The organism is Bradyrhizobium sp. STM 3562 (assembly GCF_045571435.1).
GTDB lineage: Bacteria > Pseudomonadota > Alphaproteobacteria > Rhizobiales > Xanthobacteraceae > Bradyrhizobium.
The window spans coordinates 2,691,704-2,712,138 of sequence record NZ_CP120694.1; the positions used below are offsets into that span (position 1 = coordinate 2,691,704).

At 61.0% G+C, this 20,435-nt stretch carries 17 protein-coding genes and 1 pseudogene; 9 read left to right on the plus strand and 9 right to left on the minus strand.

Annotated features, from left to right (window positions below):
• Nucleotides 1-29: 29 nt before the first annotated feature.
• The 6 genes from P6U23_RS12355 to P6U23_RS12380 all read right to left on the minus strand — a co-directional run bounded on the left by P6U23_RS12355 (nucleotide 30) and on the right by P6U23_RS12380 (nucleotide 6,506).
• Entirely contained in the window at nucleotides 30-1,121 is a 1,092-nt protein-coding gene (locus P6U23_RS12355) for a HupE/UreJ family protein (RefSeq protein WP_407180038.1), read from the minus strand.
• A complete protein-coding gene (locus P6U23_RS12360; RefSeq protein WP_407180039.1) occupies nucleotides 1,118-2,176 on the minus strand; it encodes a DUF4340 domain-containing protein in 1,059 nt (352 codons plus the stop codon). Before P6U23_RS12360 ends, P6U23_RS12355 begins: the two co-directional genes overlap by 4 nt.
• Nucleotides 2,173-3,786, minus strand: coding sequence for a Gldg family protein (locus tag P6U23_RS12365; RefSeq protein ID WP_407180040.1), 1,614 nt, complete (start codon nucleotides 3,784-3,786; stop codon nucleotides 2,173-2,175). Before P6U23_RS12365 ends, P6U23_RS12360 begins: the two co-directional genes overlap by 4 nt.
• Nucleotides 3,787-3,795: 9 nt before the next feature.
• Nucleotides 3,796-4,497: an ABC transporter permease gene (locus P6U23_RS12370; RefSeq protein ID WP_407180041.1), complete on the minus strand. Its 702-nt coding sequence runs from the start codon at nucleotides 4,495-4,497 to the stop codon at nucleotides 3,796-3,798.
• Complete coding sequence (locus P6U23_RS12375; RefSeq protein ID WP_407180042.1) at nucleotides 4,494-5,441, minus strand: ABC transporter ATP-binding protein; 948 nt, start codon at nucleotides 5,439-5,441, stop codon at nucleotides 4,494-4,496. Before P6U23_RS12375 ends, P6U23_RS12370 begins: the two co-directional genes overlap by 4 nt.
• Nucleotides 5,442-5,555: 114 nt before the next feature.
• On the minus strand, nucleotides 5,556-6,506 hold the full coding sequence (locus P6U23_RS12380) for an N-acyl homoserine lactonase family protein (protein WP_407180043.1): 951 nt from the start codon (nucleotides 6,504-6,506) through the stop codon (nucleotides 5,556-5,558).
• Nucleotides 6,507-6,922: 416 nt separating this feature from the next.
• On the opposite strand from P6U23_RS12380, the gene P6U23_RS12385 reads away from it, so the two are divergent.
• From P6U23_RS12385 to P6U23_RS12405, 5 genes are read left to right on the plus strand one after another with little or no spacing between them, the layout of a single operon-like run.
• Complete coding sequence (locus P6U23_RS12385) at nucleotides 6,923-8,161, plus strand: ABC transporter substrate-binding protein (RefSeq protein ID WP_407180044.1); 1,239 nt, start codon at nucleotides 6,923-6,925, stop codon at nucleotides 8,159-8,161.
• A 6-nt stretch (nucleotides 8,162-8,167) separates the two neighbouring features.
• Complete coding sequence (locus tag P6U23_RS12390) at nucleotides 8,168-9,067, plus strand: branched-chain amino acid ABC transporter permease (RefSeq protein WP_407180045.1); 900 nt, start codon at nucleotides 8,168-8,170, stop codon at nucleotides 9,065-9,067.
• The gene (locus P6U23_RS12395) at nucleotides 9,064-10,017 is read left to right on the plus strand and encodes a branched-chain amino acid ABC transporter permease (protein ID WP_407180046.1); all 954 of its coding nucleotides are present in this window, start codon (nucleotides 9,064-9,066) and stop codon (nucleotides 10,015-10,017) included. The genes P6U23_RS12390 and P6U23_RS12395 overlap by 4 nt, the downstream gene beginning before the upstream one ends.
• Nucleotides 10,014-10,766, plus strand: a complete 753-nt coding sequence (locus P6U23_RS12400) for an ABC transporter ATP-binding protein (RefSeq protein ID WP_407180047.1) — start codon at nucleotides 10,014-10,016, stop codon at nucleotides 10,764-10,766. The genes P6U23_RS12395 and P6U23_RS12400 overlap by 4 nt, the downstream gene beginning before the upstream one ends.
• Entirely contained in the window at nucleotides 10,763-11,473 is a 711-nt protein-coding gene (locus P6U23_RS12405) for an ABC transporter ATP-binding protein (RefSeq protein ID WP_407180048.1), read from the plus strand. Before P6U23_RS12400 ends, P6U23_RS12405 begins: the two co-directional genes overlap by 4 nt.
• An 893-nt stretch (nucleotides 11,474-12,366) precedes the next feature.
• Here P6U23_RS12405 and P6U23_RS12410 read toward each other — a convergent pair.
• Nucleotides 12,367-13,713 (minus strand): annotated as a pseudogene (locus P6U23_RS12410) (IS701 family transposase).
• A 723-nt stretch (nucleotides 13,714-14,436) separates the two neighbouring features.
• Between P6U23_RS12410 and P6U23_RS12415 the strand changes: the two are divergent.
• The 4 genes from P6U23_RS12415 (at nucleotide 14,437) to P6U23_RS12430 (ending at nucleotide 18,141) form a co-directional block, all read left to right on the plus strand.
• A complete protein-coding gene (locus P6U23_RS12415) occupies nucleotides 14,437-14,904 on the plus strand; it encodes a hypothetical protein (protein ID WP_407180049.1) in 468 nt (155 codons plus the stop codon).
• Nucleotides 14,894-16,069, plus strand: a complete 1,176-nt coding sequence (locus tag P6U23_RS12420; protein WP_407180050.1) for a GNAT family N-acetyltransferase — start codon at nucleotides 14,894-14,896, stop codon at nucleotides 16,067-16,069. Before P6U23_RS12415 ends, P6U23_RS12420 begins: the two co-directional genes overlap by 11 nt.
• A 351-nt stretch (nucleotides 16,070-16,420) precedes the next feature.
• Entirely contained in the window at nucleotides 16,421-17,389 is a 969-nt protein-coding gene (locus tag P6U23_RS12425; protein ID WP_407180051.1) for a hypothetical protein, read from the plus strand.
• The gene (locus P6U23_RS12430; protein WP_407180052.1) at nucleotides 17,368-18,141 is read left to right on the plus strand and encodes a metallophosphoesterase family protein; all 774 of its coding nucleotides are present in this window, start codon (nucleotides 17,368-17,370) and stop codon (nucleotides 18,139-18,141) included. Before P6U23_RS12425 ends, P6U23_RS12430 begins: the two co-directional genes overlap by 22 nt.
• Before the next feature lie 182 nt (nucleotides 18,142-18,323).
• Here P6U23_RS12430 and galE read toward each other — a convergent pair whose 3' ends face one another.
• Nucleotides 18,324-19,334 (minus strand): UDP-glucose 4-epimerase GalE, encoded by a 1,011-nt coding sequence (gene galE, locus P6U23_RS12435; protein WP_407181432.1) that lies wholly within the window; start codon nucleotides 19,332-19,334, stop codon nucleotides 18,324-18,326.
• Nucleotides 19,335-19,679: 345 nt separating this feature from the next.
• Entirely contained in the window at nucleotides 19,680-19,835 is a 156-nt protein-coding gene (locus P6U23_RS12440; protein ID WP_407180053.1) for a hypothetical protein, read from the minus strand.
• Nucleotides 19,836-20,435: the final 600 nt, after the last annotated feature.

Consider the following 20,435-nt stretch of genomic DNA (forward strand, 5'->3'; position numbering starts at 1 on the left):
CGGAGAAAGCCGGGTGCATCCGGTCTCCGCTATGAATTGAGCACGCGCGTGAGAAACCAACAGCTGCCAAGTACGGCAATAAACGACGACACGACATAGACCAGGATTGCTGCTCTCGCGGGCTTGGTGTGGTCGACGGCTATGAACCGGTCTAATGCGATCAGGGTCGGAACGACGACCGAGACGATCGCCACCTGTCCGATCTCGACGCCGACATTGAAAGCCGCAAGCGCGGGGGCGACGGCGCTCGTGGGCAGCCCGATGTCCCGCAGAGCACCGGCGAAGCCGAAGCCGTGAATAAGCCCAAAGGCGAAGGTCACCCGCCAGCGGCCGTCGATGTTGCGTGTGAGGAAATTTTCGATGGCGACATACACGATCGATGCTGCGATAGCGGGCTCAACAAAGGTTCCGGGAATGGCAACGACGTTGAGCGTGGCAAGCGAAAGTGTGATCGAATGGGAGATCGTAAATGCAGTTACGATCTTGATCACCGGCACAAGTCGCTCTGCCCACAACACGACGGCGACCAAGAATGCGATATGATCGTAGCCTAGAAAGATGTGCTCGATGCCGGTGACCAGATAGCGCTCCACGGTCGAGAGCAGGGACGGGGCGGGCGAGGAGAGTGTGACGGCGGTGTTGGCGCGATCGAGCAGCGCCTGCGGCGCATTGTCGCCTTCGCCGATCAGCACCACTTGGCGTGCGGCGGGATCGGTGTCGGTCAGCACCGTCGAGCGATAGACGATATCGCCGCCGACATCCCGGCACGAGAAGCGGTTGCGAAAGATCACCCCGTCCCCATCGGGGGCGAGCGCGGGCGTGCCGGGGATGCAGGCTCTGCCGCCGGCTCCAGTCACGGCGATATGTGCAGTAACGTAGGCGATGATCCGTGCGGCCGACGCCTTAACCAGCGCCGGCTCGACTCGGTCGCGTGCCGCATCGAAGATCCCGGTACTGGCAAGGCGGTCGGCGTCGCTGCCCTTGAGGCCGAGCTCAATCGTGACGCTACGATCCCCGCTCAATGTCACGCGCGCAGTCGAGAGGTTGACCTGATGCGCCTGTGCCGCGAGCGTGGCGCCAAATACTATTGCACCTGCAACCAGGCGGCGCCACTGCCTCACGATCCTGCTCCGACCGCCTTGAGGAGCTCGGTCATGCGGCGCGGCTCAAACTCCGCAACTGTGACGACCGCCCCGTCCGGTGCCAATCGGGCATAGCGATTGAGCCTGTCCGCAGGGGCGCCGAACTCGAGCCGGGCCAATGGCGTTGAGCTGTCGCGCGCGTAAAACAGCACGATCAATGTGGGCAAAGCGAGACCATACTGGGCAAGATGCGGCGCGTCGCCAGGCGCGACGCGCGCCTCCGCGACCGCCGCATCGAAAGCGCGGAAAGCGGCATCGATGATCGTTGCCTGGGTAGGGTCGGCGACATGAACACTGCCGCCTGCGGTGTGCGTGTGCTGACCGATATGCCTGAACCATGTTCCTGCCGCGTCCCGCTCGAAACGCGTGAGCTTTCCGCTTGCAACGATCTCGACGGCCCACACCTGCGCCGTCGAAACCGGCAACAGCAGATCTGCGCCGCGGCTCGCAACGACAGAGCTGGTGTTGCCTCGCAGCCGTCGTGCCATCTCGAACACTAGCCGCCACTCTTCGGCCACATGGCGCGGCATCAGATAGACCGTTGGCGCGCCGCCCAGCCTCACGTAGTGCGACGTGCCCGCCGGATTTGTCGTCCCAAAGTTCACTGTTGCCGCGATGCCAGAATGGGTTTCGAGCACGGCAACCTCGGATGGCGGATCGAGCCCGAACACCGCAAAGCTCTCGGCAGCGAGTTCGCCCGCGAGAATCTCGCGTGACGGTTCGCTGACACTAAGGAACTTCAGGGCCGTATCGATGTGGGAGACAAGCTCGGCGCGCGCTATGCCGTCCACGCTCTCGATCGTCCATCCGGGCGGCTGATGCCGCAATGCGACGCTGTCGGCGCCCGAGCGCATGTCGATGCGTTCAATCTCGTTCGGCGCGATCGCGAGGAGGCCTTTGGGCGAGGATGGTAGCTTGCTGTGCAACCCCGGCCATTGCCCGGAAAAAACCAAGGCAAGAAGAAGCGCCAGCAGCACGGCGATAGCGAGCGATGTCTTCCATCGCGCAGCCCCGGATGTCGCCGAGCCCGTCAACGTCGCCTCCACCACATCGCGACGCCAAAAAGCGCCGTGCTGAGCGGCAGCAATAGTTCGAGCGCAATAAAGGTGTTCCGCATCTGCGTGCTCGTCAGCACGATTTCGGGCAAGCTGTAGGTCCGCGGTGCGAGGTTTGGCGATGCGTCGTCCTCGGCAAGCCAACGCATGATGGCGACCGACAGCTCGCCATTGGAGACATAGGAGAAATATTCGTTGGTCGTGAACTTGCTGGTACCGGATATTACGAGCCGAAAGTGCTTGTCAGGCGAGGCTCCGGGATAGGTGCCTTCAAGCGCCACGGCGAGCGCCTGGGCGCCATGTTCGACCTTGGCGGGCGTAGGCTCCCCAGCTGCGACTGTGATGCCAGCGACGGCCGACGGCAGTCGCAAGTAGCTGTCCTGGCTGCTGCTGGCAAGGACATTGGCCCTCACCGCCGTCGGTGGCTGACTGAGGCGGATCGGCCGCGCCTGTGCAAACACCGTGAGCGCGAGACGGGCCGTAATCAGATGCGGAGGATAATAGGGGACCGCAACCTTGTCCGGGTCCGTACGAAAGTGATTGAGTGGATCGATGACGATGGCTGGTTCGCTCGAAAGGCCGAGCGGCGTCAGCAAGCGACTTTGCAGGTCGGCTTCAAGCGGAAACTGTGGATCGATCAACATCATGAGCCGTCCGCCATTCCTGAGATAGTCGGCCAGTAGATCCGCTTCGCCCGCCGTCAGCGCGGTTCGTGGACCGATTTCGGCTATCACGGTGCAATCGGTCGGAATTGCGCTTGCCGTCGCCATGACAAGGGGGCGCATCTCGAAACCAATTTCGTTGAGCGCCAGTTGAAGCCGGTCGAGTTGCTCAGGCTCTGCGACCAGCACGTCGCCGGCGCCCGGCGTATCATGGCCCCTCAGCGTCTCGAGGTGACTGAAATGGTAGTGGCCTGGCATCGGGCGGAATGTCTCGCCATGGCCGGTCACAAAGCAGATCGTCTCGGCACGCTGTCGAAGGACGCGCAGCGCGGCGTAGCCGAGGCGCGCGGCGTCGGTGACGTTTTCTACCACTACTTTGCGGTCACCGGCCTGCAACACCGCCGTATTGTAGGAATGCACGCCGATATCCCGCGCAAGCCCCGGCTCCTTGTCGAGATCGATGGCGCGGAACGCCAGCAGCGGATGGTTGCGCGCTGCGATCTCGATCATGTCCCGTACGCCGAGCGCGTTGGGGTCGCTCGCGTTGTAGAAATAGGTCAGCGAGAGCGGGGACCGCAGTTCGCGGACAACGTCGGTCAGCTGCTGCGGAGGGGTGTTCAGTCCTTCGCGGGTTGCGTCGAAATGCACGTCATGGCGATAGAGGGCGACGTTGGCGGCAATTATGACGCCCAGCGCGCCGCAGACAATCAGCGAGTTGGCGGCCCAGGCCGCCCAGGGCGATCCGCGGCTGCGCAACGGCAGGCGGGCTGCGAGTGCGAAGAGCGTCAGCAAGGTAAGCGACCAGGCTGAGAACAACAGGCTGTTCGAGATCCTCTCGCCAAATCCTGCGAAGCCCAGAGCGCCGAACAGTATCGCGGCGGCGATCAGCGCGACGACGACCAGATCGGATCGGGCAAACCGCGGCATTCGTCTCCCCTACCGTCGCGCCAGCGCCCGCACGGTCAACAGCAGCATCAGCAGCGTGACGCTGAAAAAGAAGCCGACGTCCGAGAGGTAGATCGAGCCCACCGCAAAGGGCCGGAAATGCACCGCGAGCGACAGGTTCACCACCAGCGTGTCCGCCGGGCTCGGCAGCAGCCAGCCGAAATTGTCGATGATCCACAGAAGCAGGAAAACGCTGAGCGAAATCAGCGCCGCGATCACCTGGTTGGCCGTGAGCGCCGATGCCAACAAGCCGGTACCGACCAGGGCCGAACCAAGCAACGCAAGGCCCAGATAGCCGCTATAGATCGGTCCGAAATCTGGATCGCCGAACCAGGCCAGCGCCGCCGCGTAGCAGCCCGACAGCAGCAGCATGACCGCGACCAGGCTCATGCTTGCGACATACTTCGCCAGCACGATCGCGGCCTCGGAGACCGGCGAGGTGAGTAACACTTCCATGGTCCGCAGCTTTTGCTCCTCTGCCAGGAGCCGCATGGTGATCAGCGGCGTTGTCAGCATGAACAGCACGAACATCTGGAAGAAGATGTGGACCATGCTGGGCTGATGGCTGATGAACAATGTAAGCGTGAAGCTGTAACCCATGATGAGCAGGAAAACGGTCATGACGGCGTAGGCGATCGGGGAGGAAAACAGCGCCATTTCCTCCTTGCGCAAGAGGATCACAAAGCTTCTCATGCGACTACCTTTGACGGGCGCCGCGTCAGGTCGAGAAACACACGCTCGAGATCCGGACGGCCTTCGGTCAGTTCCGAGACGGCGATGCCGGCCTTGACGAGCGCAGCCACGATATCGGCGGCAGGAGAGGAGTGTGGCTCGACCCTGATCAGATAACGCATCGTTCCCGAGCCGGCTTTCGGTTCGAGGGCGATGTCGCGCACGCCGGCGATGGCGGCGACGACGCTTCGGACGGCCGCTTCCGGAGCGGCTGCCGCAAGCCGCAACATTGTCCTTTCCGCTTTCTCCTTCAGCGCGTCGGCGGTCAGAAGCGTGCCATCGAGCAGGATCATGACCCGAGAGGCGATCTTTTCGATCTCGGAGAGGATGTGTGAGGCGATCAGCACGGTGTGGCTTCCCGAAAGCGACTGGATGAGATCGCGGACGGCAATCACCTGGTGCGGATCGAGCCCGCTGGTCGGCTCGTCCAGCACCAGCACTTGCGGATTTCCCAACAGCGCCTGCGCGATCGAGACGCGCTGGCGGAAGCCGCGGGAGAGTTTTGCGGTCAAGAGCATCATGACGCGGGTGAGGTCCAGCCGCTCGGCCGCAGCATCCACCGCGGCCTTTGCCGGCGGCCCGCGCAATCCCTTGAGATTGGCCATGAAATGAAGAAATTCGCCGACCCTCATGTGATCGTAGAGCGGCGCGTCTTCCGGCACGTAGCTGATCACGCGCCGGACCGCGAGCGAAGAGGTCACGACGTCATGGCCGGCGACCTCGATCCGGCCGGAGGTCGGCACGAGGTAGCCAGTGAGCATGCGGAAAATTGTGCTCTTGCCCGAGCCGTTCGGCCCAAGCAGGCCGACGATCTCGCCCTGTTCGATAGCAAAAGAGACATCGTTTACGGCACGGCGCGGCCCGTACCATTTGGTGACATCCTGCGCCAGGACGAGAGGAGACATCGGCTCACAACACCCAGATGACGCCCGCGATCGCGCTCAAGCTGCCTTGCGAGTACAATCCGGGGCGCAAGGCCCGGGATCTGAACCCGCTCGCGGCGCGATCGTGTCGTTCGATCACTCGTAATATTCAGGCGAATGCTTGTGCGCCTTGTACACGTCCGGATCGTGCGCGAAGATGATATCGCCTCCTTCGGTGTCGTGCACCCGCTTGACCCAGGCATAGGCGTCGAGCATGCCCACGGGATCATAGACGCTGCCGATGCTCGGCAGGATGTTCTTCTCGAGATTCTCCTGCAGATAGACGGCGTCGCTGGTGAGCACGACCGTTCCGGTCTTCGGTAGCCGCACCACCATGATCTGGCTGCCGGGGGTGTGCGATACCGTTCGATGGATATAGATGCTGTTGTCACCGAACAGGTCGAGGTCGCCGTCGAGCTCGATGGTCTTGTACTTGCTCGGCATCGGGCCACCCACGCTGTTGCGCAGCATGGCGAAGTCCTCGGTGATGAAGAAGGTGGCGTAGCCCGGCGCTGGCCAGAACGCGTTCCTCATCTCGTCGCGCTGATACACGAAGGTCGAATCGAGGAACTTGCCGACATTGCCGGCATGGTCGACGTGGAAATGACCGAGCACCACATATTTGATGTCGGAAGGCTTGACGTTGATTTTGCTGAGCTGGGTGTCGATGGCGATGTCTGGCGAGCGACCTGGATCAAGCGCCTTCACGAACGGCCCCCAGTAGTCAGGATTGGTGATGATCTTGTCGTTGTTGCCGCAGTCAAACAGCACGTCTCCTTTGGGATGGCGGATTAGGAAGAAGCCGACGGGAATCTGGACCTTGCCGCTGGCGCCGTTCTGGATAATAGACTTGTCAAGGTTCAGCGCCCCAGAGCTGAATACGTAGAGCTTCATCTCTTTCGGAGCCTCGGCCGCCATCGCTCCGACGCCCGTCAAAATTATTCCCACGGTCATTAAGCCAAGGACTCTCGCACAACGCAGCAGCATGTCGTCCTCCCTGTTTTGACGTATTTTTAGTTTGATGTGTTTTTTGGACGGGATCTTCATACCACAAAAGTGCGGCGTTTGTGCACACCCCGGCACATCCGTCCAGTGAAATTGCGTTTGCTATCTGCTGCACGGCAACAAGGGGGGATTGATGCGGCCAGCCCTCGCCCTTGGCGCCTCGGCACCGCCGCGGCCGGGCAGCGCCATGGTCGCGTCCTGCTGCGCCGAAAGACCCGGGCGCGAGCACAATTTGGCTCGTGCCATACAAGATCTCGATGTCCTCGACCTGAACAAACGGCCGCCCACTGAGGCGCTAGCTCCCGCGTGCTGTTCGGTGCCAGGACAGGGCTTCGATCGCCGCCGCAAATGCCAGCTTGATCAGAAAGCTATCGTAGCTCTAAGGTTGGCCGCCTGAAAAACAAGCCGGGTGCCTCAGAGCCGGGCCACGATAACGGGTTCATGGGGAGGTGCAGTCAATGAGCGGACTGATTACGCGTCGCACTCTGTTGGCCGGCGGTGCGGCTGGCCTGCTAGCGACCCCTTGGGTAGCGAGGGCCCAGGCCAATACGTTGCGCGTCGGAATGCAGAGCATCCTATCAGGACCGATCGCACTGCTGGGTACCTCCTCCCGCAACGCGCTGATGATGGAGCAGGATCGCATCAATGCCGCCGGCGGGTTTCTCGGTCGGCCGATCGAATTCGTCTTTCGCGACTCAAAGGGCCAGCCCCAGGAGGCCGCACGCATAGCGCGCGAGTTGGTAAACAGCACCGGTTGCGAGCTTTTAATTGATGCCGAGGCCTCGTCCGCCTCGTTCGCGGTCCAAGAAGTCGTACGCGACCTGGGCAGCATCGCCTGCATCCACACCAACAGCGAGACCTCGTCGCTGACCGCCGACCCCAAGATCCGCGTGCCGACCGCCTTCCGTGTCGCGCGCCAGGGCGTGCACGACGCGGTAGCCGGCAGCATCTATCTCTCCGAATACGCGAATGCCAAGAAACTCAACAGGTGGGCGACCTGCTCTCCAGACTACGCCTACGGTCGCGACACCACGGCGCAATACCTGCAATTCTTCAAGCAGTTCAAGCCGGATATCGAGATCATCACCGAGGCCTGGCCCAAGCTGGGCCAGCCCGACTTCACCGAAGTCATCACCAAGTTGATCCAGGCCAAGCCGCAGGCGCTATTTACGCTTCTCTATGCCGGCGACCTCTCGGCGTTTGTGAACCAGGGCAACATCTACGCGCTGTTTTCGCAGATGGCGGTGGCGACGCCCAATGTCGACTATCCCGTGCTGGCCGCCATCAAGAATCTGCCTGCCGGCATTCAGTCGGCGACGCGCTACCTTGATACCTTCCCGAACACACCCGCCAATAAAGAATGGGGCCAAGCCTACCTCAAGAGGTGGAACGAGCGGCCGACCAACTGGTCCTGGCAAAACACCGTGGCGATGCAGTTCTACGAGGCGGCCATCAAGAAGGCGAACTCGTTCGACGGCAAGGCTCTGGCCGCGGTGCTCACGGCCATGAAGATCAACACCCCGTTCGGCGTCGACGGAACGATCACCATGCGCGATGACCACACGACGGTCGGCTATGCCATAGGCTGGGGCCAGACCACGCCAAAGGAGCCGTTCATCGTCGATGTGAAAGCCGCCGACTGGGGCAAGATCATCGAGCTCGAGACGGAGTGGAAGAAGCAGCAGAAGTACATCTGACTTTCGATGGACCTCGACGCGTTCGGCGCCTGCCTCGCAACGCCCGCCTGCGTGGTCACCCAGACCACCAGCGGCCTGATCGTGGGCATGTTGCTGTTCCTTGTCGCTGCGGGCGTGACGCTGATCTTCGGCGTGCTGAAGATCGTGAACTTCGCCCACGGCACCTTCTATATGCTGGGCGGCTACGTCGCGTATACCGCGCTCGGCGCAACCGACAGCTACGCTCTTGCGGTGCTGTCCGGCTCGCTCGCGATGGCGCTGTTCGGCGTTCTGTTCGAACGCGCTTTGATCAGCCGCGTCTATGGCTCCAACGTGCTGATGCAGCTTTTGATCTGCTACGCCCTGGTGTTGATCTTTGATGACGTCGTGAAGATCATCTGGGGGGCCGAGTTCCACGCCATGGGAATGCCGCCGGCCTTCCAAGTGCCGCCGCTCTTCATCGCGGGCGGCGTCGTGCCGCCCTTCTACGCCGTGTTGATCGGCATCGCTGCGCTCATCGCGGTCGTGCTTGGCCTTGGTCTTTCGATGACACGGCTGGGGAAGACGGTGCGCGCCGCCGCGATCAATCCCCAGATGGTCTCGGCGCTAGGCGTCAATACGACGCTGCTCTTTGCGATCGTGTTCGCCGTTGGCGGTGGGTTGGCGGGGCTGGCGGGCGCACTTGCGGCTCCTGTGCGCTCGCTGTCGCCCGGCATGGGCTTCTCGATCCTGATCGAGAGCTTTATTGTCACGGTGATCGGCGGCATGGGCTCCATCGCGGGCGCACTGGTTGCTGCGTTAGTGATCGGCATGGTCCGCGGATTCGGCACGATCGGTTTCCCCCAGTTCACCGATGGACTGATCTACATCGTGATGATCGTTATCCTGCTCCTGCGTCCGCAGGGCCTGTTCGGTCGCCCGTCATGAAGCGCCATCCCGCGCTGCGCGATGCCGCGATCGCCGCCATCGCCCTGATTGTCGTGCTGGCGATCCCGCTCCTCCATCGAAGTCCTGCCTTCGAGGATTTTGTCATCCGCTTGAGCGCCATGGCGCTGTTTGCGACTTCGCTCAACCTGCTGGTCGGCAACACGGGTATGGTTTCGTTCGGTCACGGCATGTTCTATGGTCTCGGCGCCTACGCCTTCGCATTGACGATGCAGATGACGGACCTCTCGCTGCCCGTCGCCGCCGCGCTCGCGGTGCTGGTCACGACCTTTGCTGCACTCTGCGTTGGTGCGATCTGCATACGCCTCAGCACGGACTACTTCGCCTTCATCACGCTCGCAGTGCAGATGCTGTTCTACAGCGTCATCATCTCCTGGCAGAGCCTCACGGGCGGCGACCAGGGTCTGCGCGGCGGCATTCCGCGCCGTGAGATCTTCGGCTTCGAGCTCGCCTCGCAGCTTCATCTTTATCAATTCTGCGCCGTCGTGGCGGTGCTCGGCCTTTTGGCGCTCCGCCACATTTCGGTGAGCCCCTTTGGCCAGACGCTGCGCATGATCCGCGACAACGAGAGCCGCGCGAGCTTCCTGGGGGTCGTTCTCTGGCGAGCCCGGCTCTGGGCGTTCACGATTGCCGGCGCCTCCGCAGGTCTGGGCGGCGTGCTGGCTGCGCTCTTCGTCTCGGGGGCCTATCCCGAACTCGCTGACTGGCCGAATTCCGGCCAAGCGATCTTTGCCGTCATGCTGGGCGGCATCAACAGCTTTCTCGGACCCGTCCTGGGCGCGATGGTCCTGCTCGCGCTAAACGACGTGGTGACACGCTTCACCGAATATCATGGGCTGTTTCTCGGGATCGTGATCCTCGCTTTCGCGCTCGGTTTGCGCCGCGGCGTGCTCGATTTTCTCAGACTGGCCTGGCCCGGACGCTCGCGATGAAGCTCGAGATCAGAAATCTCACCAAGACGTTTGGTGGCCTGCGGGCCATCGACGATGTGTCGCTGGCTTTTTCGTCGGGGTCGCTTTCCGCGGTGATCGGTCCAAACGGCGCCGGCAAAAGCACCTTCTTCAACCTGGTCAGCGGCGCGTTCCCGGCCGATGCCGGTCAGGTGCTGCTCGACGGTGAGGACATCATCCGTCTCTCCAAGGCCGACCGGATGCGCCTCGGCATCGGGAGGGCCTTTCAGGTGGCAAGCTGCTTTCCGACCATGACGGTGGCGGAGAATCTGATGGCGGCCGTCACCGTCCATGTCGGCCAGTGGGGCAATCTCTCCCGCCGTTTTCCGCCGCCCGGCGTCCGCGAGCGTGCCGAAGACGTGATGGAGTTGGTGGGCCTGACGCACGTCGCGAACGTCGAGGCCGCAATCCTCTCCCACGGCGACCAGAAACTGCTCGATATCGCCATTGCGCTTGCGCTCGAACCCAAGGTGCTTCTACTCGACGAGCCGACCGCCGGCATGGGCCCGGAAGAGCGCTGGCGCATGATCGAGCGCGTGCGAGGCCTGTGGGAACAGCGCAAGCTCACGCTGGTGTTCATCGAGCACGACATGGATATCGTGTTCCAGGTCGCAAGCACTATTCGCGTGTTGTGCTACGGCCGCGTCCTGGCCGAAGGCACGCCGGACGAGATCCGCCACAACGCGGCTGTGATCGATGCCTATCTCGGCACGGAGGCCCACGCGGTATGAGCGACCTCTTGCGCGCTGAAGGATTGAGCGCCTTTTATGGCGCGAGCCAGATCTTGTTCGGCATCGATCTCGCCCTTGAGGAAAAGCGCACGTTGGCGCTGCTCGGGCGTAACGGCGCGGGCAAGAGCACGACCATGAAAACGCTTGCGGGAATAGTGCCCGCCAGGGGTGGCCGCATCTTCTTCGCGGGCCGCGACATCACCCTCTTACCGCCGCACGCGCGCGCCCGGCTCGGCCTCGCCTATGTACCCGAGGACCGGCAGGTGTTTCCGGAGCACAGCGTGGAGGACAATCTCCTGATCGCGGCAAAGAGCGGTCCCGACGGGCGGCGAGACTGGACCCTGCCTCGCATCTGGGAAACCTTCCCGCTGCTCACGAAGCTGCGGTCACGCCGGGCGGGGCGCCTGTCCGGCGGCGAGCAACAACTGTTGGTGATTGCGCGTGCCTTGATGGGTAATCCTGTGGTCCTGTTGCTCGATGAGCCGAGCGAAGGGCTGGCCCCGATTGTGGTCGCCACCATCGCCAACGTATTGCGGGAGCTGGGAGCGGGTGGTGCTACGATCCTGCTCGCCGAGCAGAACATGCATTTCTGCTTACGGATCGCCGAGGACGCGGTCATCATCGATAAAGGAAAGGTGGTACATCGCGAGGATACGACAGGCCTTGCCCGGAATGAAGATATCCGCAGGCGCTATCTCGCAATGTAGCAATTTTTGTCACGCTATCGACCAGGCCGGATGAATCGTCAGTGCCGCAAAACAAAAGCGTGGTTCTATAGATTTCAGCAGGTCTTAAGTATAATGATCGAATTTTACCCGAGCTGTTCTTCTGCCACAGGTTGGCGGGCGATTTGGTTGTCGCTTTGATAATCTCCGACTGCAGTGCCGGAGAACAAATGGCTCCATAAACCCATTTACTTGCCGCGCCGATCGAGGAGCACACTTGCTACTTATTCCGTACTCTAACGACCTTTTCTTTTATAACTCGAAGTTGCATGATTTGGTGATCTAAAGTCAGGCCCGGGATCCATTCCGGGTCCGGGTTTTTCCATCATTTTTTATTCAGTGAGGGTAGGCCGGTGAATAGTCGCAAAGAGATTTTCAGCCGTTCAGGTATTCTGCGCCAAACGCTTGACGAGCTCATCGAACGCTTAACGGAAGTCGAGACACTGCGAGGCAAATTGCGAGCTGCGGAGATGAGAGGAACTGGCCAAAAGCGTGCGGTCCCACCGCATAAAGGCTGCTCCTCGTCGAAGGGGCTTGAGGTTGGTCCGTCAATAGCTCCTGTTTCGATAGCCAATGCGACCCGGCACGAGGCGCAGTATTAATACTTGATGGAGCGGGAAATCGCGGATGCTTCCGCTCCTCCGGGCACCGATACGATGGCGGATCGCTCGCCGAAATCTTGGCGCGCCGAAGCGCGACCAGATGGCTCAGCTTGTACGCATAGCCGCGCACCCCCGAATAGTCCTTGCAACGCATATAGCCTTCAAGTTCATGCATCAGCGTTGTCTTCGGGCGCCGGACGATGTCGCGCGCGGCGGTTTGATGGGTGTCGCAGCCTAGCACTACTTTGGCAGAATCTGTTTGCGCCATTGGTTTTAAGGATTTGTCTTCGGCAGTATGGGCACCGTTGAGGCGGCGGCCGAAGGATGAGATCGACGATGGCGTGACGTACGGCGGGCATCGTTGGCTGGGGCGGAGGTCCGTTGATTCTTTTTCCGCCCCGCGTGTGCGCGGCGACGATGCTGTAGGAAGGCATAGGCAATCATTGTCATTAGGGCGTGGCGATGAAGGCCCTGCCATGATCGCCCCTCGAAGTGATCAAGTCCAAGCTCCTCCTTCAACTGCTGATGCGCCTGCTCACAAATCCATCGTGCCTTGATGGTGGCGGCCAGTGTGCGCAGATCTGTCGCCGCCGGGAGATTGGCAAGATAGTATTTCTTCTCCCCTGAGGCACGTTGCTCGCCAATGAGCCAGGCTTCGTCGCCCGGGAGATGCTGCTGACCCTTATCCCAGATCCGCTGCGGAGGACCGTCGGCGGTGCGGACACGGAGAGCAGCAAATCGGGCTTTCAGCCGACCTTTCGTCCCGCTGCGCCAACTCACGGTTTTCCATTTGGCGCTGGCCAGCATTTGTTCTGCCGCAATCGATAAGATATCGGGCACGTGGTGCTTTCGTGGTTTCCCGCGGACCTTGGTAATCGGCCAAATGAGCTTCACATCGACCGGATACACTTTCAGGTGCCGAGGGATACCGACAGCCCAGGCCAGCCCGCGCTCTGTCAGCCCTTATCGAAACGGTGCGCTAAGTCCGTATCCCGCATCCGCCAGCACACATCCAAAGCGCACGTTGGCTGCCATCGCGCGATCAATCTCGGCCAAAGCAATCTCCGGCTTGGACCGTGGCGTTCGATATTCGACTGGCACGCGAGCGCGCTTCAAACGAGACACGTCGCTTGTCCAACTGTCAGGCAGAAAGAGACGTAACGCGACCATCACTGGCACTTCGCCGCGCGCGAGCGTCAACGACACCAGTGTTTGGCAATTTGCCGTTTTGCCGAGAGCCGACGCGTATTGAGCCGCAACACCAACCGACCGTTCACCTTTCTTCGGCAGTGCGGTGTCATCAATAACCAGCACCGCATCCCTGCCGCCGACCAGTCGGTCCGCCTGGCTGAGCAGCTCTGTCTCCAGCGGCGTCGCGTCCCAGACACCATCGGCGATGAAATGGTGCAGCTGATCGTAGTTGCCGGTTGCGAGGCGTTCTGCCATCGGCTGAACGCTCTTGCGATCGCCAGGACCGATCAGTCCCGCAACGTAACGGGGACACATCTGCTGCCGAGACTTATGACCCAGCCGGTCCAAGAACGGCATCAGCCAGCGTTCGAGTTCGTCTTCCCATCCCGCCATGGTCAGCCCTCCAAGAGCCGACCACCCATGAATCATTGAAAAATCGATTCGGGAATCCTATAACGCACGGCAAAATCAACGATCTGCCAAAGTAGTGCTAGGCAGGCCGGACTTCAAGTTAGGTGCAAGCCAGCGTTGAGCGCGTCGACGAGGCTAGGCGAGGGCTGGCTGGTCCCCGGAAGGCGAGCATGGGCCGATTCCAAGCGTCGGAGGCTTGTCCGCTTCGTGGCGCGTCTCAGCGGCACGCCGTGCCGCTATTCGGACTGAGCTGCGGTGAAGCATTGTCGCGGGATTTGGTGCCGATTGCAGCGAGAATGCGCCGGGCGGGCTCAAGCAACAAGCCGCTATGGCTTGTGACTTACAGTGGATATCCATGATTGGACGGTCGCGCCGAACCATCTGCATACCATGCTGGGCGGCAATGATGGCGCTGTGAACGTTCGGCTAGGCACCTTCTCCTAGCCCTTCCAGCGCAGCGCTTACACCTTAGTCGCTGCTGCCACGGCCCGCGCATCCAAGCGCCGATCCATGTGCGGCCGTAAGGCCCATCTCACGTCCTCCAAACAATCGGCCGATCCCGGGCCGCGGCGGCGGGCTGACGGAGTGGCGAAGCAGCGGGGTAATCCGAAAGGGTCGCACCTGGGACGAAACTTACAGTAGGACAGGCGCGTGTGACCACGTTATCTTGGACCTTCCGCATATGGCTCGCGGGGGCGCTGCGGCCTCTGCCCTGAAGCGCATGTTGCGCGGAGATCACCATTGCGCATGAGAATGGCTGGTTCGGATTTGCCTGTAGCAATCGTTCCGGCAGCGCGCTTCGATCTCTTCGTCGCAGCGCATTTGCGGTCCTGTGGGATGCCGTTTCGAATCCTTGGTACGCCGATGCACCGGTGGCTGGCCCAAATGCTGGTAGGTATGCTTCTGAAGCCAGAATGGAACGTCTGTAGGCTTACCGAGGCTGGCCGCTACGCGCTCCAGCAATTCTGCGCGGACCTAAGGCCATCCTACGGAAATGCTTCGACTGAGCTCGACACCTTCACCAGATGCGCGTTGTCATGTCAGCGGCATCTGTTTCCCATGCTGGGAGACGTATTGGTGACGGTCCTTGAGAGAAGGCCAGACGGTCCTGCCCTCAAGCTTGCGAACGGGGAAGGCATCACGGCGAAGACTTTTGTGATCGCGATAGGCCTGCTGGCCGGCTTCGATGGAGCAAGCCATGCCTCTTGATGGGGTCATTGATGTCAGGCTGGAAGCGTTGGAGAGCATTGCGAGGCTTGAGACCTCCTGGAAGGAGCTCCAAGCGCGCGCAAATCACTCATTCTATTTGTCTTGGCTCTGGATCGGCACGTGGCTACGGCATCTCCCGAAGGGCGCGCAACCACACGTCCTCGTTGCTCGGTCTTCAAGAAAGATCGTCGGCTTGGCGATTATTTGCCGGCGGAGAGCGTGGAGTCTCGGCCTGCATGCGCGGGCGCGTTGGCTGCTCAATGAAACCGGAGACACTCGTTTCGACAGATTGTCCATCGAGTACAATAATATTCTTGCAGAACAATCTTTGGAGGGTGCCATTAAAGTGGCATGTCTCGAGGCCTTGACGTCCCGCTTGAGGCAATCGGACGAGCTGGTGCTCTCCGGAATTGACCCAGACCTTGAGATGGCCGCGTGTCGCACCGCAAGTCAAGTTGGGCTCGTTACCGAGGTGAAACAGGCAGATACGGCGCCATGGATTGACTTTGCCAAAGTCCGGCAGCAAGGCGGGAATTACCGCGCCACGTTGGGCCGCAATACTCGGCAGGCGGTGAGCCGTGCCATGCGGTTATATGCCGAGCGCGGCCCCATTGAGCTTCGGAATATGGAAACGACAACGGAGGCCCTCGCCGCGTTCGATTTGCTGGAAGACCTTCATCAGGCGCGATGGGGACGCAAGGGATCCTTCGCCAATCCGGGCTTCCGTCCGTTCCACGAGGAGCTAATTGAGCGCGGGCTTCCCATGGGGGCCGTCCGCATTTCACGGACCTTGGCTGGGGGCCAGACGATCGGAATCTTGTACAATTTCGTGCATGACGGCTGTGTCCTTAACTACCAAAACGGCTTTGTCTATGAGCGCGATAGCCGGCTCAAGCCTGGGCTCATCAGCCATGTGCTGTCTATTGAGGACAGCATCGCACGCGGGGAACGCGGCTACGACTTCCTCGCGGGCGCCGCTGGGCACAAGTCCCGTCTGGCTAACGCGGGGTATGGCATGAAGTGGATCGCAATAGGGAGAGACAGCGCAGAGGGCCGCATAGAGGCGAAGCTCCGCCGAGCCAAGCGGAGGCTAAAGACCATTGCTAAGGATTTTCCAAAAAAGAAGCTGCGGCTCCGTATTCCGTATTCGGGAGCAAGTTTTTAGACGATCGCTAGCTGGTTGAGAGCTTCACGATGGCGCAGACGACGCGCGACGAGACGCAAGAACTTCGGAGCGAGAGCGGGGGCCGGGATGCTCGAGGTGAGTGATCGGCATCTCACGATGGAGCGGCCGCCGGTTCTGCTCGCGGCAGGCCCCGTCTTGCTTCGGCCATTGGGAATGGCGGGTATTCCAGCGATCGTCGCCTCGAGCGAAGGCGATGCTCCGGCATTCGTTTCACGCTATTGCGCCGGCCGCTGCATTCTTCCGCCGCGCAGCGAGCCCAGTGCGCTGGTCGATGCGTTGCTTGACGCCGGCGAGTGGCTCTTGAGCCGGTTCGGCCGCCGCGTTCCTCTGATGTATGGCGAGGATTACTTACTCGAACTCATCTACATGCATCGCGAGCGCTTGCAGCAGAAATTTCTGTTGCTTCTGTGCGATCCGGTCGTCGCGACCGGGCTGCTGACGAAGGATCGCTTTGACAAACTCGCGCGCGAGAGAGGGGTTCCGGTACCGCGCAGTCTTGAGTGGGACATGCTTTCCGACATCGAGGGACCGGTGCTCGCGAAGCCGCGCTCCAAGTGCAATTGGCATCATTCGCCGCTGCAGAGTCGGCTGTTCGGACGCAGCAAGGCCCTTGCCTTCGAGAATGGCAGGGCGGTGATGGCCCAGCCTTCCGTTTGGTCCTTTCGGGAGCAACTCGTATTCCAGGAATACATCCGGGGAGATGATCGCCAGCTTTGGTCATTTCATGGTGTCTCCGATGAGCAGGGCAAGATCCTCGCTTCCTTCCTCGGCAGGAAGTTGCGGACCTGGCCGCCGTTCACGGGCGAAAGTTCGTTTATCGAGATGATCCAGAACGAAGAACTCGCGGCGTTCGGACGGCGGATGGCCGAGCAACTGCCTCTGAAAGGCCCCTTTAAAATTGATCTCAAGACCGATGTCGAATCCGGTCGACACTTCGTTCTGGAGGTGAATGCGCGGTTCAACCTCTGGCATTGCCTCGGCGCGGCGAACGGGCTCAACCTCATGGAGATCGCTTACGACTACGTCTTAGCCGGGAAACGGCCATCCGCTCTTTCGTATCGCACCGACACGCGCTGGCTCTGCCTGCCCCTTGATTGGCGCGCCTATCGCGCGCTTTCGCGGCAAGGTCAGCTGACCCTTGCGGACTGGGTTTCCTCGATCCTCTTCACGCGAACCGTCTACAACGTGTTCGCGTGGAGCGATCCCGCGCCGCTTGCGATGACGTTCGTGCGGAAGGTTCGCAAGTTGTTCAGGCTGATGAAAGTATGGTGGCGCCAATGGCCCTCTACGGCATCATAGGCGACATCCACGGCAATCGCGAGGCCCTGATCGCGGCGCTTGCGGCGCTCGAGGCTTACGATCCAGAACGGCTCCTGTGCACCGGCGACATCATCGGTTACAACGCGGACTCCGACGAATGCGCGGCCATCTTGCGCAAGCGCGGAGTGGTCTCGATCGCGGGCAATCATGACCTCATCGGCATCGGGCTCCTTGGTTTTGAACGCTGCTCGAACAAGGCAATGCATGCTCTCAAGCGCACGCGCCGCTCGCTCCTGTCCGGTACAGTCGAGTACCTGGGTTCACTGCCAGGGAGCCTCCCAGTCGAGGATCGTGCGGTATTGATTCACGGCGGCGTGCGCGACGTGCAGCAGTATATGACCGGTTCCCATCATATCGCGGAGAACGTCGCTTACCTGCGCGCGGACCTCCCGGGCCGCAAGATTTGCTTTTACGGTCATGTGCATCAGCAAAGAGTCTTCGAGATCGGGCAGGGCGGAGACATTCGCGAGCTTCCCGCGAACGGGATCGTGAGACTGGATCCCGATCGCGAATATTTCATCAACGCGGGATCGCTGGATGCCTCTCGCAAGCCTCAACCGCGATTTGCGGAGCTTGCACTATTCGACAGCAGCCTGCTGACCGTCGAGTTCTTGCGTGTGTCATATGATGACGCCCTGACGGAAGCGAAGGCTCTCATGGCCGGATACCGTATTGGACGTTGGCGTGATAGATACTATAGCCTGCGCCGCAAGCTCCTCGGCCGTTCGTAAGTGAACCCCAGGATCAGTCCGCGCCCGACCAGCGACAGGGAGCGTGACTACCGCGACGCGCAGATGCAGAGCCCTCGCGTCTCCAGGGGCGTTGCAGCGGTGGAGATCGCGAGGCGGGCGCACCCGTGCAACCGCCACTTCCATGTTCGCCGCCACTCGACGATGGACCCGCAGAGATTGGGCTAGGTACCACGATAGCCGCAAGGATTGTTCAACTGCCAACGCCAATGGTCCGCACACATTTGCGCCAACGACCGCGTCGATTGCCAACCCAACGTTTCTCCCGCAAGCGTCGGATCGGCATAACAGATGGCGACATCACCGGCCCGGCGTTCTCCGATTTCATACGGAATCGGCCTCCCGCTCACGGCCTCAAAGGTTCGAATGACTTCCAGAACGCTGTTGCCGTTACCTGTTCCGAGATTAAGGGTGAGCACTCCGGGCTGCTTCAGATGACTCAAGACACTTAGATGGCCGGAAGCGAGATCGACGACATGGATGTAATCGCGAATTCCGGTGCCATCTGGAGTGTCGTAGTCGTTTCCACAAATCTTCAGCTTCTCTTGCTTTCCTATCGCTACCTGGGCCACAAACGGCACCAGGTTGTTCGGAACGCCGACCGGGTCTTCTCCGATGAGCCCGCTTTCATGCGCGCCGACCGGATTGAAGTATCGCAGAATACCAAGCCGCCACTCATCGTCGGACCGATAAAGGTCCTTCAGCATTTCCTCGATGAAAAGCTTCGTTCGGCCGTACGGATTGGTCGGCCCGAGGGGATGTTGCTCGTCGAGCGGCAGATAGGTCGGTACCCCGTAAACGGTCGCCGACGAACTGAACACGAGCGTTTTTACGTGTGCCTTCCTCATGGCCGATATGAGTCGCATTGTTCCCAGGACGTTGTTTTCGTAATAGGTCATGGGCCGAACGCTCGAATCGCCTACGGCTTTCAGCCCCGCAAGGTGAATAACCGCACTCACTCCGCAAGCACGAAGTATGTCGTAGATTGCCTCTTCATTCCGGATATCGGCGTGCCGAAAGACGAGCGACCGTCCGCACAAGGATTGTACCCGTTGGAGAGAGGCTTGGTTACTGTTGGAGAGATTGTCGAGCGCAACGACGTCGAGGCCGGCGTCCAGCAATGCCATACAGACATGGGACCCAATGTAGCCGGCGCCTCCGGTCACCAAGATCATGTCGAACACTTTCCGTATTCGTCCAAATGCCTTCCGTGCGATGTCCGCCTAGGCCGATCAGCGATGCCGCGACAGCTTTCGGCGTTTCTCCGAGGCTTGTACTTGCCCAGGTCAATGCCGTGAGGGCAAAGCGCGCTCGGCGCCACCGACCTTGCTGCGTATGGCCGCCCTAAGGTCGCTCGCCACAGCGCGCAAGGGCGGTTTCCGTATAACGGCCCTTTCGCTCCGAGACCCATCTTCGGAGCGGGCGAGATTTGCCACCACGGCTTTCGCGGTGCTCTTGATGAGGCCGCGCTAAACGAACTCAGATACTGGTCCTTGAAGCCCGCCACAAAAGACGGCCCGTCAACCGTGAAATCCGCTTCCGAAGTCCTGACCAAGGACGTTGCCGACAAATGCTCCGCGGTCCTTCCGGCGGCGGCAAGAAATAGCGCGCGAGAACACCAGCCGCAGTTCGGCGTTCTGCTGCTCGTTCTTCGCGCGTAGCCAGCCGATATTCATGTCCCCAGCTCACTCTCGCCGAAGGTCAAGTGCAACATCGCCGAAGGAGTACCCCTTCTGGATGCGCGCAGACCGGCGCCGATCGAGCGTGGTGTCATCGGTCGACGCTGGTCGCTTCAGCATGGCCCGTTTCAGAAAGCGGTCTCAATTAAGTGCGTGAATTGGATTGGCGGGCCGGCACTGTGGTCATCGCTGGGAGCTTAACGCGCTCGGAGCATGCCGCAGCCCCGGGGTATGGGCGGGATGCTCGTTTGTGTGGTTGACTGCAGAGCGCTCGCACCCGCTCGCTGCTCAGTTTAAACGTGCGGCACCCGAATGTTGCGAACCAGTCTATTGGCTGCTTGCACCGAGCGCGCGGAAGGCTTCGACGGCTTCCTCCTAACCGATCGCGTGAAGATCAGTTATTCACCCGGCGCGTTGCTCGAGTTCGCGGCCGCCTGAGTTCGAATGTCGATGAAACCGAGACAGCTTCAGAGCGAACTGCGGAGAACCGCTTTGCACCTTCTGCAGCTTAGAACGAGCCTAGCCTCAGGTCGCTTCCTGATGTCCGGGAGCGCGCAGCTCCGGCTGAGCTTGGCACGTTGGTTCAGAGGCAGCAAA